A 19,841-nucleotide genomic window follows, 5' to 3' on the forward strand; every position below is an offset into this window, starting at 1 on the left:
GCGGCCGCAAGTGTCTCTGCAGGCACTTTCTATACAGGGTATCCGTAATCTCGCCGATACCCATCTCACGCTTTCCCCTGGCGTTAACGTCTTCTTTGGCGATAACGGCGCGGGGAAAACATCTCTGCTTGAAGCTATTCATATACTCGCAATGGCTCGGTCTTTTAGACTAGCCCGTACTCGCACCGTTGTTGCTCATGAAGCTGATGAGCTGCTCGTTGTCGGTGAACATCAGGTGCTTGGCCGAATTGCTGTGCGTAGAACCCAGAAAGGACAGTATCAAATTCGTCTGCGCGGTGAGCCGATCAATTCTTTGGCTGAGCTGGTTCACAACTTACCCTTACAATTGATTCATTCAGACAGTTTTTTGTTGTTGGAAGGCAGTCCGGGTGATCGGAGACAGTTTTTGGATTGGGGTGTTTTCCATCAGTCCTCTGCGTTTCATGAAGACTGGCAAAGATTGCAAAAAAGCCTTAAAAACCGGAATTCTTTGCTGCGATCTGGTAGAATCGAGCGTTCGGAATTGGAGGTCTGGGAGCGAGAATACGAGGCAGCTGCCGAACGTATTGACGGCTACCGGAAGACTTATCTGAAAGGTTTTGTGCCCTGTTTTCACCAGGTTTTGGCACAGCTGATCGACTTACCGGAGCTGCGGATTCATTATTATCGTGGTTGGGATAAAGACCGGCCATTACGCGATGTACTGGAACAGCAGCGCGAGCGCGATACTAAGTTGGGATATACCCAATCCGGGCCGCAACGGGCCGATATGCGTATTAAGGTAGGAAAGATTAATGCCGCCGACGAGTTGTCTCGTGGGCAGCAAAAACTTGTGGTCTGTGCATTGAAAATTGCCCAGAGTTTGTTTTTACAGCAACAACAAGAACAGCCCACCATTTTTTTGATCGATGATTTACCGGCTGAGCTGGATCATCACCATATTCAGAAGTTAGGAGAACTCATGGAAGGTCTGAACAGTCAGGTCTTCATGACATGCGTTGACCCGGAACCTCTGAAATATTTTTGGAAACACCCGAATCAAGTTCGAATGTTCCACGTGGAACATGGCGAGATTCGGCTCGTGACGGAATTTGGAGACAAGACATGAGTGATAATTACGATTCCTCCAGTATTAAGGTACTGAAAGGATTGGATGCGGTACGGAAGCGTCCCGGTATGTATATCGGCGATACGGATGACGGTACTGGTCTTCACCACATGGTCTTTGAAGTCGTCGATAACTCGATTGATGAAGCCCTGGCTGGTCATTGTTCTGAAATTTCGGTGGTTATCCATCCAGATGAATCTGTCAGTGTGGAAGACAACGGTCGTGGTATACCCACTGAACCAATGGCAGAAGAAGGTGGCAAATCGGCCGCTGAAATTATTCTGACGGTTCTGCACGCAGGGGGTAAGTTCGATGATAATTCTTATAAGGTATCGGGCGGTCTGCATGGTGTTGGTGTTTCAGTGGTTAACGCCTTATCCGCAGAACTGAAACTGACCATCCGGCGTGGTGGTAAAGTACATGAACAGTTCTATAAGCATGGTGTTCCTCAGGAACCCTTGAAAGAGGTTGGTGATGCTGACACGACAGGGACTAAAATTACATTTCTGCCGTCCTCTGAAACGTTCGCTAACATTAAATATTCCTTCGACATTCTAGCCAAGCGCCTTCGGGAATTAAGCTTCCTTAACTCCGGGGTGGCGATTCGCTTGAAAGATGAGCGCAGCGGCGCAGAAGAGTTCTTTCACTATGAAGGTGGTTTGAAAGCCTTTGTTGAATACCTAAACAGCAACAAGCAAACCATCAACGAGGTGTTTCACTTCCAGTATCAGCGCCCAGACGATGATATTGGTGTTGAAGTCGCTTTGCAGTGGAATGATACCTACCAGGAAAACATTTTTTGTTTTACCAATAATATTCCTCAACGCGATGGCGGTACCCACCTGGCCGGTTTCCGCGCAGCCTTAACCCGGACTTTGAATAACTATATTCAGCAGGAAAACCTGTTGAAAAAGCATAAAGTTACCACCGGCGGCGATGATGCTCGTGAAGGTTTGACGGCTATTATTTCTGTTAAGGTCCCGGATCCTAAGTTCAGTTCACAGACCAAAGATAAATTGGTGTCCAGTGAAGTGAAACCAGCGGTCGAACAGGAAATGGCGCGGATATTTGCTGAGTACCTGGTTGAACATCCTAATGAAGCGAAAACGGTTGTCGGTAAGATGATCGACGCAGCTCGCGCTAGAGAAGCGGCTCGGAAAGCCCGAGATATGACCCGCCGCAAAGGCGTGCTGGATATAGCCGGCTTGCCCGGTAAATTAGCGGACTGTCAGGAAAAAGATCCGGCTTTGTCAGAATTGTACTTAGTGGAAGGGGACTCGGCCGGCGGATCTGCCAAACAAGGCCGAAATCGTCGTACACAAGCCATTTTGCCATTGAAGGGTAAAATCCTGAACGTAGAGAAAGCGCGTTTTGACAAGATGCTACAGTCTCAAGAGGTGGGTACCCTGATCACTGCCCTGGGTTGTGGTATTGGCCGCGAAGAATTCAATATCGAGAAAGCTCGTTATCACAACATTATTATCATGACCGATGCGGACGTCGATGGATCGCACATTCGGACGTTGTTGTTAACGTTCTTTTTCCGGCAAATGCCGCAACTTATTGAACGCGGTTATATATATATCGCGCAACCGCCACTGTATAAGATCAAAAAAGGTAAGCAGGAAAGCTATATCAAAGACGAAGCAGCCTTGGAACAATATCTGTTGTCGCAGGCGCTTGACGGTACGGCTTTGTACGTAAATGAGAACGCTCCGGCCATTACCGATGCCCAGCTGGAAAATCTGGTAAATCAGTTTAATGCTGTGCATGCGCGGATCGACAAGATGAGCCGCGTGTATCCGAAAGCGGTCCTGGAGCGTTTGATCTACTTGCCAACGCTCACCGAAGAGATGATGAAAGATCAGGATATCGTTGCAGAATGGGTCGATCAGCTCAGCGAGAGCTTTGCTGAAGTGTTATCAGGTGCCACGGTGTATCAGGCATCTATCACGGAAGACAAAGAACGGCACCTCTGGTTGCCGATGGTGCAAGCCACAGCGCATGGATTATCAACAGATTACGTTTTCTCCCATAACTTCTTTAACAGTCATGATTATGAAGCGATCGTGGCGTTAGGCGCCATTTTGCAGGGTATGATTGAAGACGGTGCTTACATTCAACGCAATGATAAGAAGCGCGAAATTCAGAGTTTTGAAGAAGTTATTACTTGGCTCATGAATGAAGCAAAGCGGGGCTATCAAATACAACGATATAAGGGACTGGGTGAAATGAATCCTGAGCAATTGTGGGAAACTACGATGGACCCTGATGCACGTCGTATGTTGCAGGTGACGGTTGAAGACGCTATTGCAGCCGACCAGATCTTTACAACTCTCATGGGTGATGATGTTGAACCTCGTCGAGAATTTATCGAGTCAAATGCATTGATGGTGTCGAATCTGGATTATTAGGTCACATTCGCTGGACCTTATTTTACACATTTTAAGGCGCTGATTTCAGCGCCTTTTTTGTTTTCATAAGGAGGTTAGGTACGTTAGAGAAAGGACCATGTTTGGCTATGTTTCCATGGTCTAGTCAAATAGTGTTCCACGTGGAACACTGCGCAAATATATATAAAATTAGAAATGCTTTTCCATCCAATAAACGGAATGGTATTGCCCAAACTTACGCCCAGCTTCAGTTAATGTGCCGACTTCTTTAAACCCGAATTTGCTATGAATGGCGACAGAGGCTTCATTCGGTAACGTGATTAACGCATGCGCCCGATGTACATCTTCCTCTGCTAATTCCGAAAATAGTCTGTCATAAAGTGCGCTGCCCAAGCCTATTTCATGGAAATCCCGTGCTTTATAAATACTGACTTCGACTGAAGTGTCGTAAGCGCGTTTAGGTCGTAGTGGGCCGCTATTGGCATAACCGACAATGCGTCCATCCACTTCAGCGACAACACACCGGTGTCTTCCCGTTTTAGAAAACTGACTAAACCATGGGCGCCGAGTGTCAACTGTGTAGGGCTCAGTATCGAAAGTGATGGCCGTTTCACTGATAAATGGGTTAAGAATATGGACCATTCCAGGAAGATCTGCCAACTCGGCCGGACGGATTAAACAAGGCACCTGAATTTCTCCAAGAAGAGGTGAGGGAGGTTGAGCAGAATACTATTTTGGCCAGAAAAATTCTTCAGGAAATTTTCCACTCTTATTCGGCAACAAACCTTCTTCCGCCAAATACTGATACTGGCGCGCCGCGCCAGGATGTTCAGTAATCTTACGTTGGCTGTTGATAATCCTGTACCATGGCAATCCAGAATCCCTGGGCAACGTTCTTAACCAGGCTTGTATTTGCCTGACGTGTACGCCACACAGCTCAGCTAACTTGCCATAGCTGGTGAAATAACCCTTTGGTACCGCGGCCAGTGTTTGATAAAACACATCTTTAGAAGTCATTTGTATCTTTTGCTACTCACTTATTTGGTGTGTTGAATTCGGCGCTAAAGATGCGTTAGGACAGTTTCGGCACTGGACAACTCAAATTGGCCAGGTTCGTCGACGCCAAGCCACTCCACCACACCATCATTGACTATCATGGCGTAGCGACGAGACCGAACACCCATGCCTTTTTCGGTTAGATCTGTGGTTAGACCTAGGGCATCCGCAAAGTCTGCACTGCCATCGCCGAGCATCAAAATAGCTTCGGCATTTTGGTGTTTCGACCAAGCGTCCATCACCCAGGCGTCATTCACGCTGGTACAGATGATGGAGTCCACACCGCGAGCTTTAATCTCATCAGCTTTCACCACAAAACCGGGAACATGCGCCGCACTGCACGTTGGGGTGAAAGCTCCAGGTAAGGCAAATAGTACGACTTTTTTATCGCTGAATAGTGATTCTGTGCTAACGGCCTGTGGACCGGTTTCCGTCATTTTATAGAGGTTTACATTGGGCAGCGTTTCGCCAACTTGAATAGACATAGAGTTAATTTTCCAATTAGGTTAATTTTGTGAATCGTATCCGTGATTCCGAACATCCGCGTTGTCGTTATGATTGCTGCCAGTATTCAACAGACGGATCATAACGAGGGCTTGTAAAAAAATTCAGCGGCCGTTTTCAAACGCTAGGGTTTCGGAGACACATGGTTGATTAACAAAACAAAGATGATGTTGAATGGTTAAGAATACAAGTCAGACAGACAACATAATATTGCGTCCTATTACTTACTCAGATAATTCCGAGATGGAAACTATTATCCGTACGGTATTAACCGAATTTGATGCGAACAGGCCTGGATTCGCCTGGCAGGATCCAGAATTGTCCAATCTCACCGCAGCTTATGAACGACCGGATACGGCCTACTGGATTGCCGAGGTTAACGGTAAGGTGGTTGGCGGTTGCGGAATAGGTCAGTTGGCATCCGCTTCATTATCCTCCGTTGGTGAGTTGCAAAAAATGTATGTGACCGGGGATGCGCGTGGACTGGGTATTGGGCAGCAATTGATAAGCGTTGCGCTAGCGTTCGCGCAGGACCACTATGGTTGGTGCTATCTGGAAACACTGCATACCATGACAAAAGCGGAGCGGCTGTATCGCGCGTCAGGTTTCATTCGCCTGCCAGCACCTTTGCTTCAGACAGAGCACAATGCATGTGATCGATGGTTTTTGAAGGAGTTACAGCACTGATCGTCGTCAAGTGGCAACGATCTAGTCTCATCGTACCATCTGGCGTTATCCGTCAAAGTGAATCCTAATTACGCCGGGCAGTTATCACTTATTGGCTTATGGCTCTGGGGATCGTCGCCACTCATGCTACAATGCCGCTTTAAACAGCATCTCAACGTGTCGGGGTAAATGGATTGACCTTACAGCTTAACCGTATTTTTTTGGGTTTTTTCCTGACCCTTATGAGTTATTGTTCATCGTTCGCATTTGCAGTTGACGATTTTTCACCAGATGTCGTGCAGTTGGGCAACGAACCTTTTACCGAAGTGGGCCCCTATCTCGAAACCCTTGTTGATCCAAAAAACGAATTTTCACCCTTTGAAATTGTGTTGCCTGAATGGACGACGGCCTGGCAGCCAGTTGATCAAGCGGTATTGAACCTTGGCTATGTTGATGATGTTTACTGGTTGCGAATGGATGTTGACGCATCCGCCTCCATTCACAAACAATGGGATCTGGTGATCAGCACTCCAATACTCGACTATGTTGATGTGTACCAGGTTTTTAATGACAGTGGACCACGACTCATATACCGCTCAGGTATGAAACGCGCATTCAATAACCGCAATGAAGATCACCGTTACTTCATAGTACCGTTGGAAATTTATAATCAACCCGACAACCCGGCCAGTTTTCTCATTCGTGTTGAAAGCGGCAGTACCTTGTATATGCCCATGCAGCTGTACCCGGCAAATGAATTTTGGGCACCGTTGCAGAAAGCAGATGTTTTAAATTGGATGTTTTTCGGCATTATTGTGGCCATGGCGTTGTATAACCTATTTTTGTTCACATCGGTGCGTGACATCAGTTATTTGTATTACGTCCTGTTCATATCCTGTTTTGCGTTACTGCACCTGTCTCTTGATGGCTATATTTTCCAGCATTTCTGGCCAGACGATAAACCTTACAGTGCGGTACCCGATACGATATTTTCATCTCTGTCGGTTTTTTTCGGATTTCTGTTCATCACGAATTTTCTGGATTTAAAAAATAATCTGCGCACGATGCACCGTGTCATTGTCGTTGGTGTTGCGCTGCAAGTACCCATCATTGCTCTGTCGATCTACTACCCGCATTTACCGATGGATAAATGGACTGTTCCGCTGATGGCATTGATGCTTGTCGTGGCTGTAGGTGTCGGTATTTTCGCTTCTATTAAAGGTCTCGTCACCGCCCGCTATTTTATTGTTGCTTGGGTTGTTTTCGCTTTGGGCAATGTTTATCTGATTCTGGTTTTTACCGGTACTAACCTGTTTCCGGTATCACCATTATATGTTTCTAAAGTAGCTTCTTTTGCTGAGACGATGTTACTCAGTTTTGCTCTCGCTCGGCGCATACGCGTATTGCGTGATGAGCGTGAAAAACAACGTCTGAAAGCGGAAGCGCAAAGTTATTTCCTGGCTCAGATCAGTCATGAAATCCGTACTCCTTTGAACGGCGTGCTCGGTACCGTCGATTTGCTGGAACAAACCAAATTGAATGAAGAACAGGAAACCTACGTCGAAATTATTCAATCGTCCGGTAAAACCCTGCTCACGTTAGTCAATGATGTTTTGGATTACTCGAAGATTGAAGCTGGCAAAATGGGTTTGCTTGAAGAGCACATTGCAGTGCATGATTTGGTTAAACATCAGGTAGAGCTTTTTCGTTCGCAAGCCGTGCAAAAGAATCTTGAATTTACATTGCACATTGAACCGAACGTACCCAAGTGGATTCAATCCGATTCACAACGCTTACGTCAAGTTTGGTCGAATTTGATTTCCAACGCACTTAAATTTACCGACGACGGCTATGTGCGCGTCGTACTCGGCGTTGTGCAGGAACGCGGTGCCAACTTCCTTGTTCTTAAGGTTAAGGATTCGGGCATTGGTATTTCAGCCACCGATATTAACCATCTGTTTAATGCCTATCAGCAAGTTGATCTTGGCAAACGGCGGGTCTATGGCGGAACTGGACTGGGTTTGGCGATATCGCGCGAGCTGGTGGAGCTGATGGGCGGTGAAATCCGCGTCAACAGTCAATTGAATCAAGGTTCTGAATTCTCTGTACTCACGCCATTGAAACCGGTTGTTGGTGTTCATCCGGCGAAACCAGCGGAACGTAATCAGATTACCGACACCTATTCCATATTGGTCGCCGAAGATAATCTGGTGAATCAGAAAGTCGTGCATGGTCTGCTGACGAAAATGGGTCATTCCGTGGTGATTGTGGCCCAGGGCGATGACGCCGTGGCAGAGAGAATCAACCCGCAATCGCATTTCGACATCATTCTGATGGATTGTGAAATGCCAGCCATGGACGGTTATGAAGCGACCCGATTGATCCGCGCATACGAGCGAGACAACGGGTTACCACCAATTCCTATCGTTGCGCTAACGGCGCATGCCCTGGATGAAGTTCGCCATAAATGCCTGGCCAGTGGTATGAATGATTTCTTGACCAAACCGATCAACACCACGCAATTGAACAGAGCTATTAGTCATCTGTTCTCGCCGTCAGCGTAGGCGACCTCAGGCGGCTGTTACCTGGTCCCGACCATTGCGCTTGCTGTCGTATAGCGCGGTGTCTGCCCGGTCGAGCCAAGAATCCGTTTCCTCGTTTTCCTGGAGTTCCGCAACGCCGCCGGAAATAGTTAATTTTACTGGTTTGTTTTGGTAGTGGAAAGGGCATTGCGCGATATGTCGGCGCAGTTTGTCGACTGCAATTTTGGCATCCTGCAGATTGGTCTGCGGTAACAACAAAATAAATTCTTCACCGCCAAAGCGCGAAATAAAGTCTGATTCACGGCATACCTTCTTCATTTCTTTGGCCATCATCCGCAAGACCTTGTCGCCGACCAAATGCCCGAATTCGTCGTTGATCCGTTTGAAAAAATCGATGTCCAAAATAGCGATGCTCAATGGGTGTTTATATCGCTTCGCCCGTGACAGTTCTTCATCCAGTCGGTTGGTAAAGCCCTGTCGGTTTGGCAGCTGAGTCAGGGGGTCGATCTGGCTCATTTTCCGTTCTTTGTTCAGTTCTATCAGCAGCGCTAGGTTTTCTTTTTCCAACGATTGTATCTGATCATTCATCTCTACTTTGCTGGCTTGCAAATCTTGCAGCTTGGCGCCATAGCTGGATTGGTATTCTTGAAGCCGGTTGGCGATGAGATCCAAGGAAGCCAGTAAATCGGTTTTTAGTGTGGCCACGGTGTGTTGATTGTCGATCTTCATCCTGGCTTCAGACATCTGCTGATTAATGCTGGAATTGAAATCGATATTAATCTGTTTCAGTTCAGATAAGGTCGCTGAATCGGCTTCGACGATTTCGTTTATTCGGGTCAGTTTTTCGGTTAACTGAGAGAGGTATCCTTCGAACTGCTTTTTCTCTTCGCTGAGTCGTTTCCGTAACAGAGTGATGGTTTTACTGGCCAGTTCATCCAGCATTTTCCAGCTGGGTTCACCCTCCAGCATGGCATCCAAACGTTGCAGCGAGCCGCTATCATCTCCCATCAGAGTCAATGTCTCCAATAAAGATTTAAAACGGCGGATCAGGCGTAAGCGCAGGTGATCGAGTTCCTCATCGGCGCGGTCAATGCGTGGCGAGTAGGCCAGGGTATTTATGTGTCGGGCGAGTGGTTCAGCAATTTTCAATAAGTCCGACAGCAGAGGTTGTTCCTTGTCGAGCGGTTTGAGGATATCGGCACCGGTTTCCTCTAACAATACTGCAAAGGTTTTCTTGTAGGTATCGATGCTTTTGTCCGTAATACCTTCAAGACTGTCGTAAACGCGCTCAACATCCTCAAGCGCAATTTTGAATTCAGACAATTGCAGATTTTCTTGACGCAATACGTTACGTAACTTAGTTAACTGCTGATCGAGTTCGGTATCGAATCCCATCATCATCAGTGTCAGACTCGTTGCACCGCGCGCCAACCAGTTCTGCTCGTCGGACATGGCCGATTTCCTTGAAACGATTTTGAGTTCGTTCAGTATAGTCAAAGCCACAGGATGTACAGGGTTGTTCACTCACAAATGTGGCGACTCTATTTCAATGGCCACGGGCAGATGATCGGATAATGCAAAGTCCAGCACCGCGACTTTGCGGATGTTAATGTGCTGGCTTAATAGGATTTGATCGAACCCTTTCATTGGCCGCCAACTTGGGTAGGTCGCTCCGGAATGTGATGACTTCAGGCCACTGTTTTGTAACGGTGAATCATACAGAATTCGCATACTGTCTGTGTTCAGGTCACCCATTATCACCACGTGCTGATACCGTTCAATCAGATCCTTTATATACGCAAGTTGCTGATTCTGTGCCTGTCGACTTAACGCCAGGTGAGCGATGACAATCAGCAGAGGGTCTTTCTGTCCTAACTCGACGGCGATAGCGCCTCGGCCTCTTAATCCTGGCAGAGAGTGATTCTGTATACTTACTGGTGTGATATCGCCAATAACGCCGTTGCTGTGTTGTGCGAATCGACCGAGATTACGGTTCAACTGCTGATGCCAAAATTGCTTGTTAGCGGCCTTGGCCAGATAAGAAATCTGGTTGGTATATTTACTGCGGAAACTTCCTCCATCAACTTCCTGTAATGCAATCAGATCAAAGTGTTGAATCAGTTCCGCAATTTGCTGGAGATTGTGCTCTCGTTTGGTATGCGGTAACAGGTGCTGCCAACTCCGCAACAGATAGTCGCGATACTGCCGAGTGTGAATACCAACCTGAATGTTATACGACAACAGCCTCAGTGTTTCTCGATGCTCTAACGGCTCTTCATGGATAAATTGCTGCCAGGACTCCAAATGAGCGCTAGGTTGATGTTTTAGATTACCACTGATTCGCATGGTGACTATCCGGTAGGGTTGCATCGTCTGCGCTAAGTTTAGCAGACCCGTTATCGTTGCACTGGTTGTTACCACCGCCATAAGTCACATCAACGATGTCAAAAGAAAACAAGCTTGGTTAATACTTGGTGTCTGGCAGGGTGGACATAATAACCAAGGCCAAAAAAACCGGCTCGCGGCCGGTTTTTCGGTAGTTATGTTAGTGACTACTGCTCGGAAGCGTCTCGCTCAATTAACCACTTGGCTGCGTACAATGCCATTTCATTACCACCGACAGCACCAGAGTCGATCAGGTATTTGCCATTGGCAACGATCGAAGGCGTTCCGCCAATACCACTGGCGCCGGTCAGGTAAACGGACTTCTGTACCTGTGGATCAACACCAAAAGAATAAGCCGTCTGCATGTACTTCTCTTCAGAAACACCTAACTCGTCTGCGAAGAACTTGGCAAACTGCTTGTCGGTACGTAACGACTTGCGCTCTTTATGAATGGCATCAAAGATTGCTTGGTGCGCTTCAGGGCCTAATTTTAATGTCTTCTGTACGTAGTAAGCCCTTACTTCGGGTTGCTGGCGTTCGTTAAACATGACGGGAACACCAGTAAAGCGAATATTGTCCGGCTTCTCTGCCAGGAAACGATTCAAAGCAGGCTCCAGATTATAACAGTGGATACAGGCGTAACTGAAAAACTCCATAATCTCGCCAATCTCATCCCCACGGTAAGCCGTCTTTAACGGTGTTGACAACACCTGATAATGCACGCCTTCAACATATCGAGGCGTTTCTTCAGCATGGACAGAAAGTGCAGTGATAAGTAAGCCAATGAACACCAATGACCGTTTTAGCATATTAGGTAACCTCTCGAGTGAATTTATTTTACAAAGGCTTGTTTGCGCAGGTTTATTTGCTTCGGGCAAACATAACTTAGTTAACAACTGGTTATGTTCGCATCAGAAAGTGAAGCTACCGGTATAGCCCTTTGGCAACGAACTATAAATCAAAAAAAAGCGAGGAAGGTTTGTCCTTCCTCGCTTTTCAGTATCTTTACTGCTGGTTAACGTGAGCTTAACCGAGATCAGACTTGTTAGTGCAAGCCTTGAATATAGCTGGCTAGCGCTTCAATTTCGAAGTCTTTCAGGTTGAACGCAATGCTGCGCATGACCATGGTATCTCCATCATTTTGACGAGCATCTGCGCTTGGTGCTTCCGCGCGGTAACCGGTTTGGAATTTCTTGAGCTGAGTCGCAATATAAGCAGCATGCTGTCCACCCAAGGCTGGGAAACCACCGACAGAGTTGCCCTCACCGTTACTGGCGTGACAACCGGCACATGAAGGAACACCAGTTTTTGCATTACCGGCTTTATACAGAGATTCGCCTAACTTAACCAGATCTGCATTGGCCTGACCGACCTGAATAGATTGTTCAGCATAGTAAGCGGCAATATCGTCAAGTTGTTGATCGTTGAAACCGTTCAGCAGTCCTGTCATTTCAATGATGACGCGATTACCGTCTTTTACATCGTGCATTTGTTTTACCAGGTACTTTTCACCTTGACCAGCTAACTTAGGAAAGCTGGCCACGGCAGAATTGCCGTCTACACCATGGCAACCTGCGCACACAGCAGTCAGGGCCTTACCGGCTTCGGCGTTACCTGCAGCTTGGGCGCCAGTCAATAAACCACTTAAAACGAAAAGGCTAACGATCAGTTTTTTCATGACGAATCCTGCGTACTTATCTTATTTTAGGGCTAATACCGGCATGAACGCCGATCTGAAATTGGCGGTAGTATAAAGGTCACCTCCCGAAATTCATAGCGTCTAAGTAGATTGAAACGCAAGCACTGTGGGCGACAAACCGCTACAATACCCGGCTATTTCATGAAAGAAACACGCTGACGTTATGCAATCTCTAAAATTCGATTCCGCTGCCTTCTTAACCAGTGCCGCAAAATTTTCTCAGTGTCCTGATGATACCGGCGCTGAAGTAGCCTTCGCAGGGCGGTCCAATGCCGGTAAAAGCTCAGCAATGAATGCACTGACGCGCAATTCCAAACTCGCGAGAACCTCAAAAACGCCGGGCAGAACTCAGTTGCTGAACTTCTTCACATTGTCCAGTGAAGGTCACCGTTTGGTGGACCTGCCCGGTTATGGCTACGCCAAAGTTAATCGCAACATGAAGCAGGACTGGGAAGAGAATATTGGTGAGTATCTTGCTGAGCGCAACAGTCTGAAAGGCTTGGTCCTGGTGATGGATATTCGCCACCCAATGACAGAGTTTGATCAGATGATTGTGAATTGGGCTATTGAAACTGAAATGCCCCTGTTGGCGTTGCTGACTAAATCGGACAAGTTAAAAAAAGGTCCGGCCAAAAGTGCTTTTCTGAAAGTTAGCAATGAGTTGCATTCGCGCGCGCCATGGTTGACAGCCATCATGTTCAGTTCGTTGAAGAAAGAAGGTGTTGCTGAAGTTCATCAGTGGCTAAATGAACAATTGACCGATCCAGACGAGGCTATGATTGCTGACACAGGTGAGGAGTGATCCCTCACCTGTTTACTGTTAAGGCGGATGTTAACCGTAAATGTAGTGTCCTGAAACCAGAAGATTGCCATCTTTATCGACCAGCTCGAACTGATCAAGCGTGCAAATCAAGATTGGCGTTGACGGCTGCGCTACCGGTCGGATGAAATTGATTTCCATGGATCGGATACTGCCCTTCCAATGCTTGCCGAGAGCGGCGATGATCAGGTTTAAGGTACATAACCCCTGTACAAACGAGGTTTTGTGACCAAACAATCGCGCACCAATGCTGCTGATATGCAATGGGTTCAAATCACCGGACAGTTTGCCGTATTTTTGCCCCATCGATTTGGCGATCGGCAGTTCCATGCGGTCGGCCATGGCATTGTTCATTAACTGCGATTTGGATGGTCGTCGTTTCTGTGCTTGCGTATCGATTGCCAGGCTTTTTACAAACTCCTCATCGAGACCAGCGACATAGAGCTCATCCTCCAATGTCATAATGTCGCGCCCGGTAATGTCTTTGACCACCGACTGAAATCGAATCAAAACCGCGCGTTTGCTGTGTGGCGTTGCGCCTAAATAATGCACATAAGTCGAGTAATGTTGGTTCTGGCTGAAGCCTTCTTTGTTCAACATCAGTAAGCGGCTGCTCATGTGCATAATGCGACTGAAACTGATGCCGATTTCTTTCAAAACCTGCATTAGCGCCCAAACACCCGCTGGTGCGCTGAATGTGAATGCCTGCGGTGCACCGCCATCATAGTCGACAAGGTCCATCCAGCTCTGATATTTGTCCTCGTCCAGAAACCAGCTCGTTTTCATGGGCGGTAAATTAGCATCCAGTGCCAGGGACTCTTCCTGTTGCAGAGATTGAAAGACTTTTAAATAGAAACGACTGGCATAACCAAACCCGGAACTCGGGGTGTCAAACCACTTCGTTTTACGTGAAGTCATAATTACTCCATTAATAATAGGATATTCCCGGATGTCAGATTTCTATCACAGGCATAGCGTGCAACTGGGCTTGTGCCGGTTGCTGCACTCGTATGAAACAAGCCATTGAAGGTATTCACACACTATGCCAATGATGAAAGTTCCATAGAGTCCCTGAGGAATTTTTCATCAATGAAGGATAGACCAAGACGGGCCGGGTGGCATTTTCGAAGGCGGGAATTTTAGCTGATTTATTGACCAAAAGGGCAGTAAAATTTGCGGAAAAACAGCAATGACGCACGCAGGCGAGGTCGGTATACTACGCGCCTTTGAGGAGTGATGCATGTCGAAGAAACGTTTTATCGCTGGGGTTGTCTGCCCCAAATGCGGCACCCTGGACAGCATTATGGCCGCTGAAGATACCGAGCAACAGGTTCTGTTGCGGGAATGTGTCGAATGCGGGTTCCACGACAGGATGAGTACGGTGGTTAACACTCCCAAAGAAATTCAGACCCGGGTATCGCCCGATGTCGATACAACTGCCAAGCAAGAAGCTGTGCAAGTAATTAAAATCCTCGAGTAAAAAAGGAAGCCTGCCGTGTCTGCAGCAAACAAAGCCATTCGTGTTGGTGTCATTATGGGTTCCCAATCTGATTGGGCGACTATGTCTCATACCTCAGAAACACTGAGGAAACTCGGCATTGAACACGAATGCAAGGTGGTCTCCGCCCATCGAACCCCTGATCTGTTGTTTGAGTACGCTGAAACAGCGTTTGAACGCGGCTTGCAGGTAATTATTGCCGGGGCCGGAGGGGCTGCGCATTTACCAGGTATGTGCGCTGCCAAAACGCACCTGCCTGTTTTAGGCGTCCCGGTGCAGAGCTCAATGCTCAGCGGGGTCGACTCCTTACTCAGCATCGTACAGATGCCTGCCGGTATTCCCACAGGTACCCTGGCCATCGGACGAGCGGGTGCTATTAACGCAGCCTTAATGGCGGCCAGTATAATCGCGAATCAGGACGCTGATGTGCGCAAAGCATTGGTCGACTTCCGTACCGCCCAAACCGATCAGGTATTGGCGAATCCGGTACCTGGAGAAATGTCATGAAATTAGGGATCGTCGGCGGTGGTCAGTTAGGTCGAATGATGGCGCAGGCGGCATTACCACTGGGCGTTAAAACAATATTTCTGGATCCCGCGACCGATGCCTGCGCCGGTGATGCCGGGCAATTGATTTGCGCCGCTTACGATGATGCCGCTGCCGTGCAACAACTGGCGGATCAGGTAGATGCCGTAACGTTTGAATTCGAAAATGTTCCGCCTGACAGTGTGGCAACACTGGCGACGCGCAAGCCAGCCTTTCCACCGGTCGACGCGTTGGCAACCGCCCGTGACCGTTGGTTTGAAAAATCATTGTTCCAGAAACTCGATATTGCAACGCCGAAACTGGCGCTGGTTGACGACCAGGAATCCCTGGAAGCCGGTGTCGATCGCGTTGGTTTACCCTGTGTGCTGAAAACCCGCACGCTCGGGTATGACGGCAAAGGACAGAAAGTGCTGCGCAAACGTGCCGATCTCACCGACACATTCGCTGAACTGGGCAGCGTGCCGATGATCCTGGAAGGCTTTGTTGATTTCGAATACGAAGTATCCTGCATTGGCGTTCGCAATCAACAAGGGCAATGCGTGTTTTATCCTTTGGTGAAGAATGAACACGATCAGGGCATCTTGTACCGCAGTCAGCCGCTGACCAATTCTCAATTGCAGACTCAGGCAGAACATGCGGTTAAGTCCGTTATGGATGCGCTTGATTACGTCGGCACCATGGCGTTTGAGTTTTTTGTCAAAGGTGATGATTTGATCGCCAATGAGATTGCGCCGCGTGTACATAACTCGGGTCACTGGACGATCGAAGGATCCCGTTGCAGTCAGTTTGAAAATCATGTTCGCGCGGTATTGGGCTTGCCTCTCGGGTCAACGGAAAGTACTGGACCGGTTGTCATGTTCAATGTTATTGGCCGTCGGCCAGATGTGCAGCAGCTGTTGTCTATACCTGGTGTGCATTGGCATGACTATACGAAAAGTGAGCGTGCCGGACGGAAAATTGCCCACATCACCGTGACCGCGGCTGATCAGACACAATTAATTCTTCGGGCAGATAAAGTTGCAGGGCTGTTGGTGAACGAACTTTAAAAGTTCAGCTTTAAACCATGATGTGCGCAAAAACAGGGCCAGGCATTCGCCTGGTTTTTTTGTGTGTGATCGTTATTTAATTGAGGTGCCTGTGCCGTTAGTTTATGTGCCAGTTCGATAACCGTTCCATCGAGCTTTGCTGCATAGTCGTTACCCAGCCATTGATGCACCAGTAAGTTGGCTGCCGTCATGTTCCAACTGGTTGCTGGCGTTCCGAGATTGCACATCATGTGGTCGTGTAACTCTTCGATTAATCGATGCGAAAAATAAACTTTATCGAGCAGACCGATGATGCCAGTCTGCAGCAAAATGATCTCACTGCGTTCAAAAAAAGACGCGATAATTCTATTGGACTGGTCAGCAACCATTTGCCAATGGCACCGTTGACAATATGCGTTGAATTCGTCGAGATGAGTGGGTAAGTACTGCACATACTGCAGGATCAACTGCACCAAGTTTTGTTCCGTAATGGCATCGGACGGGTCAAAGAAAGGTTGCGGCTGGAGTGTAAAACGATGTGCATATAACAGCAGTGTGTGTTGGCTATTGGGTTCAATTCGAACTTGGTCGATAAGAATTTTTAATGCGCTTGACAAAGGTCTGTCCCGATCAAGTTTTCTGTAGCCGGCTGCTGAAACCATAACTCAACTTACCTTGCGTGAATGCTGGCAATACGAGTATTTCTATGACAAAACTAAGAAACTTAAGCCGCAGTACGAAACTGCAGCGCCCTTTGTCATCTAATAAAAAATCAGTTTGTCGCAGACGTCCTTCCACTAAACAAATAAAACACTCAACTGAGTTGGGTCTAAGCCAGCGAAGCAAACCGACGGGTCACCCAACCAAAAACAGTGTAGTTGAGAACCCGGTTTTACGCTGACGCTGAGAGCATTTTTTTGTAAAAAACCGTCAATAACCAAAATGAGCGGGCGGCGAAAAAAACATTAAACCACATCCAAAGTTGTGTATTGGATTGGGCAAAAAACCACGAGCCGAGAACAAAAAAAGCGAAAGCGATTAACACACTGTTCCGCATGTCCTTCGAACGTCGTGCGCCGATGAATACTCCGTCTAGCCAGAATGCGATACCTCCGGTGAGAGGTAAGATGGCGACCCACGTCAGTTGAGCATAGGCGTATTGATAGATGTCGTTTTGGTTGGTCAGCAGGTGTAAGAACGCGCCGCCTCCTACAAAAAACAAACCGCTGAGCGAGATCATGAAGCAAGCATTTAATGTAGCGCTGGCTCCCCATACCTGACGCAATAAAGCGGGATTATTCTGACCCACCGCGTGTCCGGTTTGTGCTTCAGCCGCGGCAGCAGTTCCATCGAGAAAATGCGATATCAGCGTAAAGAAAGCGAGCAGTACACCGTTAGCCGCCAGAGCCACACTACCGAAATTTGCCGCCATTCGATTGAACCAGACAAACGCGGTCAACAACACAAATGTTCGCACGAACAGGTGCGAACTGACGTGGAATATGGGTGTAAACTCTGACCACCGAAAGGCCAACCGGTGGGTTATGGTGGTTATCGACTGATGATGACGCCAGGTTTTGCGCAAGTGCCAAAGGATTAACCCCAATCCCATGTACTCACTGATTACGGTTCCAAGTGCAATGCCGGCCGTTTTATAACCGAAGCCAAAAACAAACAACAGGTTAAGACCTATATTCATGATCTGTGTAATGCTCAACGAATACAGACTAATGCGGGTGTTTTGCAGGCCGATGAAGAACCCTAATAACATGGTGTTGAATACAATAGCCGGGACACCCAGCATGCGGATGCTTAAGTAAACATTTGCCTCCTGCGCGATGTCCGATGCTGGACCGATGACCGCCAAACCAGCTTGAATGAAAACCCGGTGAAGGCATAGCACCAGTACAATGAGTGCTATTGCCACGAGGCAGTACTTCTTTAACTGCAGCTGAATTCCGGCATAGTCACCTTTACCGAGCAATTGAGACGTGAAGCCGGACAACCCCATGCTCAGAAAATTGAACCCCCAGAAAATATAGGCCATTAAGCTACCGCCGACAGTGACACCCGCTAGGTAAACACTGTCTGGCAAATGGCCTAATATGGAGGCGTCCACCAAGCTGAGCAGCGGCAGTGAGAGGTTGGCCAGAATGACTGGCCAAGCTAAACCCCATGTTTTCGACAGTTGAGTCCGCTGTTGACTGTTTAAAAGATAACCAAACATAAAAAAATTAATTCTTCCTGAGTTGAGCTAAGTCATTGTTTTTAAATAAATAAATCGCAGTTCACCAGGGAGACCTGAAATTTTTCCTGCGAATCCCCCTTGGGCTTTAAAAAAAACACTGTTTATACTGGCAACGTGAAAATCTAAATGGTTTTGCTAAGGAGTGCCGGAGAGAGTACTGCTGTCCTTGGAAAAAGCCCTAACAATAAAAACAACAACGAGGTGAATTATGCCAGTTAAGCTGCTCAAAAGCGGCGTGGCATTGCTAATTGCCTTTGCAAGCGCAACCGTGCATGCAGATTGGCAATTAAACATGCCCCAAGGTGTCACTGATATCAGTGCTGAAGTTTACAGTTTACACATGCTCATTTTCTGGGTGTGCGTGGTCATTGGCGCCATCGTCTTTGGTGTCATGTTTTATTCCATGTTCAAGTACCGAAAATCAAAAGGCGCTAAAGCCGATAACTTCCATGAAAACGTCTGGGTTGAGCTTGCGTGGACGCTGATCCCTGCATTGATCATTGTCTACATGGGTGTGCAGGCCTATCCAACGCTGAAGAATATGTATGACTTTGACGACTCAGCGATGACCGTCGAAATTGTTGGTTATCAATGGAAGTGGCGTTACACCTATTTAAGTGATGATCCGAACGAACAAGTTAGTTTTTTCTCCACCTTGGCCACACCACAGGAACAGATCAATAATCGCACCGACAAGAATGAAAACTACTTGCTCGAAGTCGATGAACCTCTAGTTCTGCCGGTGGGTTCAAAAGTCCGTTTTGTCTTGTCCTCTGCAGATGTTATTCACAGCTGGTGGGTTCCTCAGCTGAGTGTGAAGAAAGACGCTATTCCAGGTATTGTTAATGAGGCTTGGACCAAGATTAATGAGCCAGGTACCTACCGCGGTCAATGTACCGAATTGTGTGGAAAGGACCATGGCTTCATGCCGATTGTTGTGGAAGCACTGCCACAGGCTGAGTTTGATGCCTGGTTGTCCGAGAAGCAGGATCAGGCCCGTAAGTTGGCCGAGCTGACTCAGAAAGATTGGACCTTTGATGAGTTGATGGCTGTGGGTGAGGTTGCCTACGGCAAAAATTGTGCCGCGTGTCACCAGGCAAATGGCTTGGGTCTGCCACCGACCTTCCCTGCCTTGAAAGACAGTCCGATTGCCCTTGGCGCAGTTTCAGAGCATATCGATATCGTGTTGAACGGTTCGGCTAAGAATCCGGCAATGGCCGCCTTTGGTCCTCAGCTGAGTGAAGTCGATATCGCCGCGATCATTACCTATGAGCGAAATGCCTGGGGAAATAACACTGGCGATATGGTCACCCCTGTCGACATTCTCAACATTAAAGCTGGCCAATAAGG

The 19,841-nt window shown here is 47.6% G+C and carries 19 protein-coding genes; 9 read left to right on the forward strand and 10 right to left on the reverse strand.

The genetic code is table 11. The features are described 5' to 3' along the window. Positions 1–10 precede the first annotated feature (10 nt). Positions 11–1,108 carry a DNA replication/repair protein RecF gene (gene recF / locus IYN85_RS10740; protein WP_196158896.1) on the forward strand — a complete coding sequence of 366 codons (1,098 nt, stop codon included), beginning with the start codon at positions 11–13 and terminating at the stop codon, positions 1,106–1,108. Next, positions 1,105–3,522, forward strand: a complete 2,418-nt coding sequence (gene gyrB, locus IYN85_RS10745; protein ID WP_196158897.1) for a DNA topoisomerase (ATP-hydrolyzing) subunit B — start codon at positions 1,105–1,107, stop codon at positions 3,520–3,522. The genes recF and gyrB overlap by 4 nt, the downstream gene beginning before the upstream one ends. Before the next feature lie 168 nt (positions 3,523–3,690). On the opposite strand, the gene IYN85_RS10750 is transcribed toward gyrB, so the two are convergent. Genes IYN85_RS10750 through IYN85_RS10760 form a run of 3 tightly spaced genes read right to left on the reverse strand, consistent with a single transcriptional unit; the run spans position 3,691 to position 5,042 of the window. Continuing rightward, positions 3,691–4,188 (reverse strand): GNAT family N-acetyltransferase, encoded by a 498-nt coding sequence (locus tag IYN85_RS10750; protein WP_196158898.1) that lies wholly within the window; start codon positions 4,186–4,188, stop codon positions 3,691–3,693. Between the two features lie 42 nt (positions 4,189–4,230). Further along, positions 4,231–4,518 carry an MGMT family protein gene (locus IYN85_RS10755; RefSeq protein WP_196158899.1) on the reverse strand — a complete coding sequence of 96 codons (288 nt, stop codon included), beginning with the start codon at positions 4,516–4,518 and terminating at the stop codon, positions 4,231–4,233. A gap of 44 nt (positions 4,519–4,562) precedes the next feature. Continuing rightward, on the reverse strand, positions 4,563–5,042 hold the full coding sequence (locus IYN85_RS10760; protein ID WP_196158900.1) for a peroxiredoxin: 480 nt from the start codon (positions 5,040–5,042) through the stop codon (positions 4,563–4,565). A gap of 193 nt (positions 5,043–5,235) precedes the next feature. On the opposite strand from IYN85_RS10760, the gene IYN85_RS10765 reads away from it, so the two are divergent. Both IYN85_RS10765 and IYN85_RS10770 read left to right on the forward strand, forming a co-directional pair. Next, a complete protein-coding gene (locus tag IYN85_RS10765; RefSeq protein WP_196158901.1) occupies positions 5,236–5,748 on the forward strand; it encodes a GNAT family N-acetyltransferase in 513 nt (170 codons plus the stop codon). Positions 5,749–5,921: 173 nt separating this feature from the next. Then, positions 5,922–8,291 carry a hybrid sensor histidine kinase/response regulator gene (locus IYN85_RS10770; RefSeq protein ID WP_196158902.1) on the forward strand — a complete coding sequence of 790 codons (2,370 nt, stop codon included), beginning with the start codon at positions 5,922–5,924 and terminating at the stop codon, positions 8,289–8,291. Positions 8,292–8,297: 6 nt separating this feature from the next. Here the strand turns inward: IYN85_RS10770 and IYN85_RS10775 are convergent, their stop codons facing one another. From IYN85_RS10775 to IYN85_RS10790, 4 genes are all read right to left on the reverse strand, one after another. Then, positions 8,298–9,722: a GGDEF domain-containing protein gene (locus IYN85_RS10775; RefSeq protein ID WP_196158903.1), complete on the reverse strand. Its 1,425-nt coding sequence runs from the start codon at positions 9,720–9,722 to the stop codon at positions 8,298–8,300. 72 nt (positions 9,723–9,794) lie between these two features. Further along, positions 9,795–10,697: an endonuclease/exonuclease/phosphatase family protein gene (locus IYN85_RS10780; RefSeq protein WP_230390674.1), complete on the reverse strand. Its 903-nt coding sequence runs from the start codon at positions 10,695–10,697 to the stop codon at positions 9,795–9,797. Positions 10,698–10,822: 125 nt separating this feature from the next. Then, complete coding sequence (locus tag IYN85_RS10785; RefSeq protein ID WP_196158904.1) at positions 10,823–11,464, reverse strand: thiol:disulfide interchange protein DsbA/DsbL; 642 nt, start codon at positions 11,462–11,464, stop codon at positions 10,823–10,825. A 236-nt stretch (positions 11,465–11,700) separates the two neighbouring features. Then, entirely contained in the window at positions 11,701–12,333 is a 633-nt protein-coding gene (locus IYN85_RS10790; RefSeq protein ID WP_196158905.1) for a cytochrome c, read from the reverse strand. Between the two features lie 184 nt (positions 12,334–12,517). Between IYN85_RS10790 and yihA the strand changes: the two genes are divergently transcribed. Continuing rightward, a complete protein-coding gene (gene yihA / locus IYN85_RS10795) occupies positions 12,518–13,156 on the forward strand; it encodes a ribosome biogenesis GTP-binding protein YihA/YsxC (protein WP_196158906.1) in 639 nt (212 codons plus the stop codon). Positions 13,157–13,186: 30 nt separating this feature from the next. Here the strand turns inward: yihA and IYN85_RS10800 are convergent, their stop codons facing one another. After that, positions 13,187–14,092, reverse strand: coding sequence for a MaoC/PaaZ C-terminal domain-containing protein (locus tag IYN85_RS10800; protein WP_196158907.1), 906 nt, complete (start codon positions 14,090–14,092; stop codon positions 13,187–13,189). A gap of 322 nt (positions 14,093–14,414) precedes the next feature. On the opposite strand from IYN85_RS10800, the gene IYN85_RS10805 reads away from it, so the two are divergent. Genes IYN85_RS10805 through IYN85_RS10815 form a run of 3 tightly spaced genes read left to right on the forward strand, consistent with a single transcriptional unit; the run spans position 14,415 to position 16,264 of the window. Further along, positions 14,415–14,654, forward strand: a complete 240-nt coding sequence (locus tag IYN85_RS10805; RefSeq protein WP_196158908.1) for a YheV family putative zinc ribbon protein — start codon at positions 14,415–14,417, stop codon at positions 14,652–14,654. Positions 14,655–14,669: 15 nt separating this feature from the next. Continuing rightward, complete coding sequence (gene purE / locus IYN85_RS10810) at positions 14,670–15,179, forward strand: 5-(carboxyamino)imidazole ribonucleotide mutase (protein WP_370592187.1); 510 nt, start codon at positions 14,670–14,672, stop codon at positions 15,177–15,179. After that, positions 15,176–16,264 (forward strand): 5-(carboxyamino)imidazole ribonucleotide synthase, encoded by a 1,089-nt coding sequence (locus IYN85_RS10815; RefSeq protein WP_196158909.1) that lies wholly within the window; start codon positions 15,176–15,178, stop codon positions 16,262–16,264. The genes purE and IYN85_RS10815 overlap by 4 nt, the downstream gene beginning before the upstream one ends. On the opposite strand, the gene IYN85_RS10820 is transcribed toward IYN85_RS10815, so the two are convergent. Both IYN85_RS10820 and IYN85_RS10825 read right to left on the reverse strand, forming a co-directional pair. Next, positions 16,261–16,860 carry a hypothetical protein gene (locus IYN85_RS10820; RefSeq protein ID WP_196158910.1) on the reverse strand — a complete coding sequence of 200 codons (600 nt, stop codon included), beginning with the start codon at positions 16,858–16,860 and terminating at the stop codon, positions 16,261–16,263. The two genes, IYN85_RS10815 and IYN85_RS10820, sit on opposite strands and share 4 nt — an antisense overlap. A gap of 275 nt (positions 16,861–17,135) precedes the next feature. Further along, positions 17,136–18,470 (reverse strand): MATE family efflux transporter, encoded by a 1,335-nt coding sequence (locus IYN85_RS10825; protein ID WP_196158911.1) that lies wholly within the window; start codon positions 18,468–18,470, stop codon positions 17,136–17,138. A 229-nt stretch (positions 18,471–18,699) separates the two neighbouring features. Here IYN85_RS10825 and coxB point away from each other — a divergent pair, with 229 nt between their 5' ends. Then, positions 18,700–19,839 carry a cytochrome c oxidase subunit II gene (gene coxB / locus IYN85_RS10830; RefSeq protein WP_196158912.1) on the forward strand — a complete coding sequence of 380 codons (1,140 nt, stop codon included), beginning with the start codon at positions 18,700–18,702 and terminating at the stop codon, positions 19,837–19,839. The last annotated feature ends 2 nt before the right edge of the window (positions 19,840–19,841 follow it).

Origin of the sequence: Reinekea sp. G2M2-21, from assembly GCF_015687175.1 — a bacterium.
Taxonomy (GTDB): domain Bacteria; phylum Pseudomonadota; class Gammaproteobacteria; order Pseudomonadales; family Natronospirillaceae; genus Reinekea.